Annotated in this window: 9 protein-coding genes; 2 read left to right on the top strand and 7 right to left on the bottom strand. The window is 36.6% G+C overall.

Annotation, left to right across the window (positions count from 1 at the left end; genetic code table 11):
* The 7 genes from WN50_RS24110 to WN50_RS24080 form a co-directional block, all read right to left on the bottom strand.
* The coding region (locus WN50_RS24110) for a glycosyltransferase family 2 protein (RefSeq protein ID WP_049561027.1) at nt 1-873 on the bottom strand (873 nt) is incomplete at its 3' end.
* Nucleotides 874-934: 61 nt separating this feature from the next.
* Nucleotides 935-1,891, bottom strand: coding sequence for a glycosyltransferase family 2 protein (locus WN50_RS24105; RefSeq protein ID WP_049561025.1), 957 nt, complete (start codon nt 1,889-1,891; stop codon nt 935-937).
* 57 nt (nt 1,892-1,948) lie between these two features.
* Nucleotides 1,949-2,890: a glycosyltransferase family 2 protein gene (locus WN50_RS24100; RefSeq protein ID WP_046276970.1), complete on the bottom strand. Its 942-nt coding sequence runs from the start codon at nt 2,888-2,890 to the stop codon at nt 1,949-1,951.
* Nucleotides 2,891-2,920: 30 nt separating this feature from the next.
* Nucleotides 2,921-4,774, bottom strand: coding sequence for a heterocyst formation ABC transporter subunit HepA (gene hepA, locus WN50_RS24095; RefSeq protein ID WP_235441114.1), 1,854 nt, complete (start codon nt 4,772-4,774; stop codon nt 2,921-2,923).
* 78 nt (nt 4,775-4,852) lie between these two features.
* Nucleotides 4,853-7,087 carry a GumC family protein gene (locus WN50_RS24090; RefSeq protein ID WP_046276968.1) on the bottom strand — a complete coding sequence of 745 codons (2,235 nt, stop codon included), beginning with the start codon at nt 7,085-7,087 and terminating at the stop codon, nt 4,853-4,855.
* A gap of 13 nt (nt 7,088-7,100) precedes the next feature.
* A complete protein-coding gene (locus tag WN50_RS24085) occupies nt 7,101-8,222 on the bottom strand; it encodes a glycosyltransferase (RefSeq protein ID WP_046276967.1) in 1,122 nt (373 codons plus the stop codon).
* A 480-nt stretch (nt 8,223-8,702) separates the two neighbouring features.
* Complete coding sequence (locus tag WN50_RS24080; protein WP_046276966.1) at nt 8,703-9,290, bottom strand: PAP/fibrillin family protein; 588 nt, start codon at nt 9,288-9,290, stop codon at nt 8,703-8,705.
* A 505-nt stretch (nt 9,291-9,795) separates the two neighbouring features.
* On the opposite strand from WN50_RS24080, the gene WN50_RS24075 reads away from it, so the two are divergent.
* Together WN50_RS24075 and WN50_RS24070 are read left to right on the top strand one after the other, a co-directional pair.
* Nucleotides 9,796-10,650 carry a sulfotransferase family protein gene (locus tag WN50_RS24075; RefSeq protein WP_235441113.1) on the top strand — a complete coding sequence of 285 codons (855 nt, stop codon included), beginning with the start codon at nt 9,796-9,798 and terminating at the stop codon, nt 10,648-10,650.
* A gap of 182 nt (nt 10,651-10,832) precedes the next feature.
* The coding region (locus tag WN50_RS24070) for a DNA cytosine methyltransferase (RefSeq protein WP_046276964.1) at nt 10,833-11,396 on the top strand (564 nt) is incomplete at its 3' end.

Genomic DNA, 11,396 nt, shown 5'->3' with positions numbered 1-11,396 from the left:
ATATATTTTCGAGTAACTGGGTTCAAAATCTTGATCTAAAGACCTAACTTTATACAATATTTGAGTATAGTTTGAGTAACCTAAATAGGAACACCAGTAAGTTATCAAAGTAAAGTAGGAACGAGCCAAAGCTTTTCGATACTTCAAGGATAATCGATGGGAATCAGCTAACTTTTTTTCTGTTTTTGCCATAATCAACAAGTTCTGCTCTAGCCATCTGGCTTTGTTTGACGTAGAAACAGTAATATTCCCATATTTTCGATGTATTGAGTAGCAACCAGGTTGATAAAAAATTTTAGCGTTTTTTAGGGCTATTGATATAAAAAAATCTCTATCTTGTCCGCTTTTAATATTCTCATCCCATCCCTGACTATTAGCAACAACAGCTCTTCTAAAAAGTGGAACAATAGTGGTAAGCCAAGGGTATTGACCGGAAATCAAAAATTCTAGAAAATCTTCATGGGGGCCACAAATATTAATCTCACTCAGTGAAATTTTTCCTTTGGGTAAGTGATATTGAAATCTCCAATCTCCATAAACAACATCTGCTCCTGTTTCTTCTAAGTAATAAACTTGCTTTTCTATTTTTTCAGGTAATATATAGTCATCCGCATCTAAATATTGAATATATTTGCCTTTAGAAAGTGCAAACCCTCGATTTCTAGCGTAGTTTCCGCCTCTATTTTTTCCCGTTTCCCAAATCAGCTTATCTCCATAGCTTTTGATAATTTCTAGGGAGTTATCGGTTGAACCATCGTCAATAACAATAATTTCAATTGGAGAATAGGTTTGCTGAAGACAGCTATCAATAGCTTCTCTTAGCCATTTTTCTGCATTATAACAGGGGATAATAATAGATACTGAATCTTTCATTTTAACTGTTCTCCTTCAATCGGCTGAGGCTTGGCAAGAATGGGTCAGGATGTAAACATTTTTAGGTTTGAGGATTTTGTTCAACTTTCAATTTTTTCTGGATTCTTTTAAAGGCTTTTGTTTGAGCAAAGTCAAGCCTCATATTATTAAGTGCATACTGAGGAGAACTATAATACGCTGAAAGAACAGAGCATACTAACCAGTCTACAAAATACTTGCGCCGGAAAAATAAACTGGCAAAGTTCGTATTCAGTTCTGCATAGATTCGATTTAGAGACACCGTTTTATGATTTTCATCAAGCAATGGATAAAATTTATGAATTCGATCAATTCGACTTTTCTTTCTGCTTCTTAAATTTTTAGCATCGGTCATTTGACCTTCATTGTGTACCCGTCGGATTACACTAAACTGTTCTGAAAAGAGGGGTGAATAACCTTTTAAAAGACAGCGAATATATAAATCAGTATCGGAACCTAATTTTAAGTTTTCATCAAAAAAACCAACTTTATAAAAAATTTCGATAGGAAAAATAACGGATGAAGGTGTCAGAATAAAAGTCTCAATCAATAAATGATGGATGGGTGATGTATAGGTTTTTAGATCTGGTTTTTGAATCTCCACTTTTTTTCGATTGTTCATCACATACCAGCTAACTAGATGACTGACACAAAAACATCTTTCTTTCCCTTCTAAAGCTAAAATCTGGGATGATAAATAATTCGTCTCCCAAAGATCGTCAGAGTCAAGAAAGGCAATATATTGTCCTTTGGCTTGACTTATTCCTAGATTACGAGCAGTAGGACATCCTACATTTTGTTCGAGACTTATTAAATGAATATTGGGATACTCTTGGAGTATAAATTTTGAAGTTCCATCTTGGGAGTTATCATCAACAACAATAACTTCTATGTTTCCCTGGTAATCTTGGGAAAATACGCTAGTTAAGGCTTCTTTAAGCATTGGAAGACGATTGTAAGTTGGAATGATGACCGAAATCTCAATGTGATTTTTAATCATAGTTTTTTGGGTCTGATCATTTGAGTCTGATACGTCTAAACATTTTCTCGAAAATCTTCATTTTATGCTCAAAATTGGTCTGATTTTGCTATGAAGACGAGAGAAACGATTGAATAATATTTCTTTAAATTCATTTTTTATGTTAGAGAAAGCATAGTTAAGAGAAGTATAATCAGCTAGTTTTTTGGAATATTTCAAGGACTTAAAAATCTTTTTTTGCTTGAGATACAACCGGGAATACTTTTGATACACATCAGCATAAAGTTGATTTTGCGAAACCTTGAAGTCACCTTTCAGTGAAATGATGGGATAATTTTTTTGAATCATAAATAACCGATTTTGTATTCTCTCCTCTTGATTTTTGACATCTGTTGACTGTCCTTGGTTATGTTTACGTTGAATGGCTAGAGGTTGATTGGTAAAAACAGGAGTATAGTCTGCTATTAAACATCGAGCATAAAAGTCCGCATCCTCACCTCGCTTAATTCTTTCATCAAATAAACCAACCTCTTGCAACACTTGACGAGGAAAAACAACACAGGAGGGAATGTGAATAAAGTTTCCAACCATCAAATGATGAAGGGGTGAATTATATTTTTCTAAGTCAGGCTTCAATACTCGAATCTGTTTTTCATTGTTTACAGTATTCCACACCAAAATATTACTCACAGTGAAACATTTCTCTTGACCCTCTAAGGCGGAAATTTGGATTTTGAGATAATCTTTTTCCCAAAGATCATCGGAATCTAGAAAAGCTATATATCTACCCTTCGCTATAGATAAAGCCTGATTTCGTGCCGCAGCAACTCCAACATTTTGCTTGAGGCTGAGCAAGTGAACTTGTGGATACTTCTGACTAACCATTTCAGAGGTTTTGTCTTGAGAATTGTCATCAACCACAATAACTTCAACAACTTCATCAAATTGCTGAGAAAAAACACTGTCTAGTGCCTCTTGTAGCATTAAAATTCGATTGTAAGTTGGAATAATAACTGACACACATGGATATTTCATTGAATAACCTCCATTTTAGCTAACTTGACTTATATCATGTTGCATTTGATGATATTTCCAAAGTTTTCCACGCTGTTCTAATAGATCTTGATAACCTCCTTGTTCAATAATTTTGCCTTGCTCCAGTACCACAACTTTATCAGCCCGAACAATTGTAGACAAGCGATGAGCGATCGCAATCACTGTTCGACCCACAGAAAGTTTTTCCATTGATTCTTGAATTAATCGCTCTGATACTGAGTCTAAAGCACTGGTTGCTTCATCCAAAATTAGTATATCTGGATCACGTAAAATAGCGCGTGCGATCGCAATTCGCTGACGTTGACCTCCTGATAATCGTACACCTCGATCTCCTAAGATTGTATCCATCCCTTGGGGGAGTTCTTGAATAAAATCTAAAGCATTCGCAAAACGAGCCGCTTCTACGACTGCTTCTTCTTCTACATTTTCTAAGGCATAAGCAATATTATCTCGAACTGAAGTATTGAAGATAAAGGTATCTTGACTGACAACCGCCATTCTTCGACGCAAAGAGTATACATCAAATTCTCGAAGATCTAAATCATCAATTAAAATTTGACCTTGAGTGACATCATAAAAGCGGGGAATCAAGTTTGCTAATGTTGTTTTTCCGGCTCCCGATGCTCCCACCAAAGCTGTCATTTCACCTCGTTTAATGATCAAATTAATATCATGTAAAATCACATCTTCCTGATCGTACCCAAAACTGACGGATTGAAATACTATTTTTTGTTGTAAGTGAGTATAGGGAGAAGTCCCATTTTTGAGGTAAGTTTTGTTATCCGTTCTCAGCAGTTCATTGATATTGTTAATTGAACCTTGGAAGCTACTGATTTGTGTCCGAGCGCCATTAAGCTGACGAGTAATCGGTATTAAACGAAATAAAATAAAGATAAAGGTGAGTAAAGAAGCTATTTTGAGCTGCTCTGTTGGAATTAAAAAGGCAAAAGAAAAGAGCAACATTCCAATCAAAATTATGGTTGCTACGGCTTCAGAAATCGGAACAACTGAAGCACTAAAAACAAAAGACTTATTATCAGATTTCAGTAAATTTTCACTCGCTTTATAGAAGCGTTGGCGCTCAAAATTTTCAGCCGCCGAAGCCTGAACTGTATTAATCCCATTGATAAATTCAATGGCAATTGAAGTATACCAACCTCTAGCTTTAGTTCTCTCAAAGCTTATTTCTCGGACTTTTTTAATCAGTGTTGATACACCGATAGTCAGCAAGGTAAACAATAAGATAGAAAGAATGGTAAGCTGCAAAGATAGCAACATCATAGAAACAACATAGACTAATAATGTTGATCCTCTAACTAGCATAAAAGAAAACAGCGAAAAAGCTTGCATGAGCTGTCCTATTTCGGCTGTTATGCTGTTAATTAATTCTCCCGATCTAACTTTTGTAAAGTAGCTTAAACTGAGACTTTGAAACTGTTCAAATAGACGGACTCTTAACTGATAAGCCAAATAACTTTGAGTAAGTCCACTGTAAACTTCGCTCAAGTAGGTCATACCCGTTCGCAGCAAAGTGACAATCAAAATCAGAATAGATATCCGATAAATTCGCTCATTTGCTGATGCTTTGACTCCAAGTATCCAAACGTCAAACCAGTCAATCCCTGTTTGAATAGGTTGGTAATCTGGCTCAGTGAGACTTTGTAAGAATGTTAACAGAAATCCAACTCCAAACCCTTCAAAAATAGCAGCCAGGAAGGTAAACAGCAATGCTAATAAAGCGATATTTGACACAGACTTCAATTCTTGAAAAATTAAATAATTATCTTTCCAAAACTGTGTTTTTTTAAAAACATTTTTTAGGTAATAAGGGAATTTAAATAACATCATAATTTAATGATTAGTCAATTAAGTTGGAACAACAGAGAATCAGAAAACTATCCGAAAAGATTAAAACCTTGATCGGCTTTAATTTTGCGTGTAATCTCGAAAATCGATAGCAGATTTGTCTGAGCGAACTAAATAATTGCCATTTCGTTCACTGTAAGTTATAGAACTATTTTTAGAATGAGTTGCTCCATTAGCGACGATTCCAATTACTTTTAATTGATTGAGCATTGCGATTGCTTGATTCAGTTCAGACTGAGTAATTTGTTCAATCCGTTCAACCATGACAACTCCATCACAGAAGGATGCTGTTTCCAGCACATCTACTGTTCCGAGAATTGGAGAGGTATCTAATAAAACGAGATCGTAATTTATTTCAAAAATTTTCATTAGCTTCCGCATCTTATTAGAACTCAAAAGCTTAACTGGATCATCAGGAATTGGCCCTCCTGTTAAGACATCAATACTCAAACCTAGTGGGGAGATTTGATGCAAATAAGGCGCAGAAACTTCACTGGACAAAAATGTTGATAATCCTTGTTCATTCGGCAGATTAAGTTGTTCATGGAGCGCCGGAGAACGTAAGTTTGCATCAATCAGTAAAACCCTTTGATGTAAGCGAGCTGCACTCAAGGCTAAACCCAAAACTAAAGTTGATTTACCTGCCTCATTTAATGCGGAGGTTACTAACAGCGATTTGACGGGATTGGGAGAAGTTAAAAGCTGAATATTCTTATAAATTAGGTCAAGAGCTTCTCGAAAAGGCAGCCAATAAATGGTTTGTAAAATTACAGAATAAGCCGGAGAAGATCTACGGAAGGATAGATTTAAAATCGAAGTGTTGGCTTGAGCCTGCGGAATTTTAGGGATAATTCCTAACAAGGGTAAAGTGACCTTTTGTTTGAGTTCATCAGAACTATGAACGGTATCGTCTAAGCTTTCTCGCAAGAAAGCAACAATTCCTCCCAGGAATAATCCCAAAACTCCACCCAAAGCTAGATTTTTTTTCAGGCTGGGTGCAATTTGTTCACCCAACTGAGGAGGTTCTACAACTTGCCAGCTAAAGCCTCCCCGAGTAATTTCCAGACTCAGATCCTGTCTTTTTTCCAATAACTGATTAATCGTCATTCGCTGAATTTCGACTTCCGGCTGTAAGCGGTTATAATTAGCAATGACACTGGGAAACCGATTCAATTTAGCGCGTAGTTCTTCTTCTGTTTCAGCTAAACTTTGGACACGAGCTTGTAAAGTTTGCAACTCCGTTTGAGTTTCAGCCAGTTGACGGACTAACATTTGATCGATTTCACTAAGCTGCCCTGTTTTGAGTATGTCTTCCGCCGTCACATTCAGTTCTGCTGGAATTTCTCCTAAAATTCTAACTATTTCTTGCCTCAATAATGCTAGCAAACTTTGACGTTGTTCAAGTGACTTTTGAACTTCTGGGTCTGCATCAGTAAAAATTGTTCGTTGTTGAGCTAAAAGGATTTCTGTTTGTTGAAGTTGATTCAGTAACTCTTGATAACGAGAAGATTCACTTAAACGAGCTGCAATTTGCGCTGACTGTGGAGAAAGTTGAAGTTGATCTTGTAGCGTTTCATAGCGAGTTTGAGTCGTTTGATATTTAATTCGAGTTTCAAGTAGATCTTTTTCTACAGCATTGAGTGCATCAGTAACAGCCTTTGCTTGCTGTTCAGGATCAATGAGGTTTTGATTTTCGCGAAACTTTTCTAAAGATCCTTCTGCTTGAATCAATTTTTCTTGAGCTGTTGGTAATCCCTCATTAATAAAAGAAAGTCCTTGGTCTAAACGCTGTTGATCTTGTTCTGTATTATAGTCTTGATAGACTTGTTGCATTGCCTCTAAGACTTTCTGAGTCTTAAGCGGATCGTTATCAGTATAGATGGCTTCAAAAACTCTTGTTTCCGTCTCTCCCTCTTCTATCTGAGATAAACTAAAATTTTTCTCTATATCCTCTCCCTTTAGAAGTGGATATTCAGATTGTAATAACTGAGCTGCCGTTTCTGTAAATTTTGAACTTCGCATTAAAGTTAGTTGAGTTGCATAATCTTGTTTAGACGTTAAATTTTCCCGTTCTTCTTGTAAACCACTCGGTCTAGCGGGAAAATTAGGTTCAACTAAAAGCTGCATTTTACTTTCATAGGTTGGCTCTGTATACCACTTCGTTTTGACAATTGTAATCGACACAACGATCACAAAGATACTCAGTAGCCAAAAGCGTCGGCGCAGAAGTATTGCAAATAATTTTCCATACCCTAAATCGGTTTCTGAATGAATTTCGGGAAAGTTTGATGTCATAACCTCCGACCACCTAAGCAACTTTGGATTGACTGACTTGTGTAATTATCCTCTGCCCACAAATCTTTTCAAAGATCGGCTCAAGTTTATTAAAAAATGCAACCTCTGAAAAGTTTTTGATTGCATGCTCTCTAATTTTGGCATACTCCCATTGAATTTCTGGAAATTTCAGTAGGGTTTTGTGGAGGGACTCTGATGTTTGTTCCTCAAAAAATAATCCGGTAAATCCTGGAATTTGAGTATCTAATACACCCCCTGCACCATAGGCGATAACAGGCGTACCACAGGCATTGGCTTCTATAGGAACTAAACCATAATCTTCTAAGGCAGAAACAACTACAGCCTGAGCATTTGCCATTAAATGCTGACGCTGTTCATCACTGACAAAACCTAAAAATTGAATATTTTCTTTGGCTAGGGATTTTAATGCTTCTTCTTCAGGCCCACTGCCAATAATTTTTAAAGGCAATCCGAGTCTGTTGAAGGCTTTAATGGTAATATCAATCCGTTTGTATCCTAAGAAACGAGATGCTACCAAATAATAATCTTCTTTAGAACTCGAAAAGAAAAACTTACTGGTCTCAATTGGATAATTGACGACAATCGCATTTTGATTATAGATTTTCTCAATCCGATTTGCTACCTCTGTGGAATTTGCAATATAAACATCTGGCTCCTGAGCATACTTGTGATCGGCTTTTCTCATCGCCCGAAATACTTGTTCCAAGAACGGATAAAATGCCCGATATTTTTGATACTTATCTAGATAGGTTTCCGTATCCCACAGGAAACGAGTGACGTTATGACAAAAACAAATATGCTTGGCTCCAGCTCGTTTTCTCACCGCTTTAGCAAAGCTGGTGCTGCTACTAAGAATTAAGTCATATTGTTGTAAGTTTAAAGCACGAAAAGCTCGGTAATAAAAGGGAGCTAAGAGTCGAAAATTTTTAGCAGCTCCTGGAATATTTTGCAGCGCAGTCGTGTATACCAGTCTATTTCCTAGATTGATTGTTTCTTGGGGTTCATACAGTGAAGTAAAGATATCAGCATTGGGGAAAGCGCGGCAAAGCAACTCAAAAACACGCTCTGCTCCTCCCTTCTGAGTTAGGTAGTCATGAACTAGAGCTATTTTCATCTATACACCTTTTCCCATATCAAATTATTTTTAACAGTTGACATCGTTGAAATTCATAAAAACGATCTGCCACAATCCAAAATTTTGTCGGGTAAACTCCGCTCATTTCAATGAATGTTTCCCTATCTTTTTTAGGACTCAATCTTCATCCTATTTATTCTATAGACATCTATCTTTAGTTCTTCAAATATCCTGATGGTCAGGACTTTTGAACCGATGTAGATACCTCTGACAGAATTTTGTATACATTGGCTTTTTATCTTGTCTATAGAGTTAGTTGTCTTGAGTTTTTCACGACTGCAAGCATGAGGATTATAACACAAAAATTGCAATTGAAAACAGTATAAGCGATTTTGCTGCTGGTAAAAAATTATACTCTAAAGAAAACCAACAAAATCAATTTTGAACTTCAAACTGCCCGACTCTTTTTTGATGAGCTGAGAATGATCATAGCGATCGCACCTATCGCACTTAGCAAGACTAAGGAACCTTGATCAGCACAAACACGCTTCCCTCATTTCCTCGTCCAATTCTCATCTGATCATCCAAATAGGTAGTATCTAACCATCCTTGTTGATTACCGGGTTCAATGTTGAAGTCGATCGCCAAAAACTTTCTACCCGACTCTACAGCATTAATAAACGGATGGAGAGATTGATAACCTATAAATCGTTGTAAACCGATAACAAAACGGTTAAATTTGACTTCTACTCGTCGATCAGATACCGCTTCAAATCCAGCAACGACACTGACTAAACCTTCTAAATAAGGGATACCAATGACTTCAGCAATATTGTAAATTTTACCTGTTTTCACCCGAATACATTGGTAAGTTTTACCTAAGTTGTAAAAGGGAAACCGATCAATTCCGAGCAATTCTCTACTGCTAGTGTAGACCAGTTGCCAGTTCCCCTCCAACAGTTCAGGTACTTCTAGTGGCTTAGGATGAGGATTATAATCTTCGAGTTGGGCAATCGCCGATAATATCGCCTGACGCTCTAAATCACTAGCTAATATTCCCCGATTTTTCCCTGCAATTAGCTCTAATAATCTAGCTTTTTTCATCATTTAGAAAACTTCTTTTTTCTGTTTATTGTTGCTCCTCAAACTATATTACCATAAAATTTAGCATATTGGGGGGAGTCAAAACTCTATCTCAAGTTAGATTTGAATAGAGATGCGGTGATGAACTATTTTTATTAACTGTAAAAAAAGCTCAATAAGGTGAATGAATGTCCCTGTAAATTGCTAATTTTAACTCTGTTTATAAACCGGATGATCTATCTGTTATTTTGAGAAACGACTTCAGAGATAGATTTTCAGGGCTAGCTCTCCAAGTTGAAAGATTTCGTCAAGTTATCCAAGTCATGCTCAAAGCTTGATCAAGCTTAACAGGATGAAGAAATGTTGATTTTTTGATAAATTATGGTAGATATAAGAGAAAGCAGAAGTATCATTAGTCTTATAATCCAATTGTGCTTTTGAGGGTGAATCCTCAAATTTGATATCATGGGCAAAAGCACTAGGAAGTATTTGTTCAAATACTGATGTGCAGTTTGAGAGCTTATAAGAGGTGAATACATACACTGTGTCTCTATCTAGCCCCATTCACTTTATTTCGGGTTTACCTCGTGCTGGCTCAACGGTGCTGGCAGCTATACTGAGGCAAAATCCTCGTTTTCATGCAGGAATGACATCGCCTGTCGGGGGTTTAGTCAACCGAATGCTTGATGCGATGAGCGAGGAGAACGAATTCTCCGTGTTCCTTTCTCAAGATCAGAGGCGTGATTTGATCCTGAGTATTTTTTCTGCCTATTATCAACAGCAACTTGCTGAAAAAAAAGTTGTTTTTGATACAAATAGACTTTGGTGCAGCAAGTTACCGCTAATTTGTCAATTGTTTCCTGAAGCAAAAGTCATTTGTTGTGTGCGTAATGTCGCTTGGGTAATGGATTCTTTGGAGCGATTAGTTCGGCGGAATGCGTTTGAAATTTCTAGAATGTTTAGAAATCGAGCTGAAATTTCAACCGTATACAGTCGCACAGAAGCGTTAAGCCAAGGAAACCGTTTAGTTGGATTTGCTTATAATGCTCTCAAAGAAGCATTTTACAGCGAACAAGCGGAGCGTTTACTATTAGTAGACTATGAGTTTTTAGCGATATCTCCAGAGGAAACCCTATCATTAATTTATCAGTTTCTAGGAGAAGAACCCTTTGATCACGATCTCGAAAGCATCGAGTACGAAGAACCAGAATTTGATCGTAGGTTGAGAACAGAAGGATTACATACTGTTCGCTCTCGGGTAGAATTTAAAGCCCGTAGAAGTATACTACCTCCTGATTTATTTGAGCGATTTAGTCAGCTCTCCTTTTGGAAAGATACAACCCATAGTGCAGCGAAAGTCATTCATTTTAAAACTTCAAAATAGATTGGGTTGAGTCAAGTCACTTGACTTGATTCATCCTCAATAAAGAAAATTTAGCCAAAAACTCTACATTTATATTCAGTCAGGAATTAATCATCTAAACTTGTTTTATGGTGAACTTATCTTGACAGCATCAATCCCTACCTGATATGTTGAAGTGCTGAACAATATTTTCTTAAAACTTTATGAATATTTGTATATTTTCATTTTTCTCAGGAGCAGGATTTTTAGATTTAGGATTTGAAAAAAGCGGCTTTAAAATAGCGTATGTTAGTGATATTAATCCAACTTTCATAAAAGCTTACCGTTATTCTAGAAAATGCCTTCAACTTCCCGAGCCAGAATATGGCTACAATAGTGGAGAAAATGCCGATATTGTTCAACTCACCGAAGGAGAAAAAGCATTACGTCTTTGGGAATTAGTTCAAGATGCTCGAAAACAATCAGAACTAATAGGATTTATCGGGGGGCCACCTTGTCCCGACTTTTCCGTAGGTGGAAAAAATAGAGGTCAAAATGGAGAAAATGGCAGATTATCCGATACCTATATTGAATTAATCATACAACAAAAACCGGATTTTTTCTTGTTTGAAAATGTCAAGGGACTTTATAAAACTCAAAAACATAAGATGTTTTTTGAATTTCTTAAACAAAAGCTTGTTCAAGCTGGATATGTACTGACAGAAAGATTGATAAATGCTTTAGAGTATGGTGTTCCTCAAGATAGAGATAGAATTATATTACTTGGG

It is taken from the genome of Limnoraphis robusta CS-951 (genome assembly GCF_000972705.2).
Note: the sequence above shows the minus strand (reverse complement) of the source record. Positions and strands in the feature narration are given on the sequence as shown.

What these genes read in the sequence shown, in the direction of transcription:
- WN50_RS24080 (WP_046276966.1), bottom strand. Translation starts at nt 9,290, where the DNA reads ATGATGAAAAAAGCTAGATTATTAGAGCTAATTGCAGGGAAAAATCGG.
- WN50_RS24105 (WP_049561025.1), bottom strand. Translation starts at nt 1,891, where the DNA reads ATGATTAAAAATCACATTGAGATTTCGGTCATCATTCCAACTTACAAT.
- hepA (WP_235441114.1), bottom strand. Translation starts at nt 4,774, where the DNA reads ATGATGTTATTTAAATTCCCTTATTACCTAAAAAATGTTTTTAAAAAA.
- WN50_RS24090 (WP_046276968.1), bottom strand. Translation starts at nt 7,087, where the DNA reads ATGACATCAAACTTTCCCGAAATTCATTCAGAAACCGATTTAGGGTAT.
- WN50_RS24085 (WP_046276967.1), bottom strand. Translation starts at nt 8,222, where the DNA reads ATGAAAATAGCTCTAGTTCATGACTACCTAACTCAGAAGGGAGGAGCA.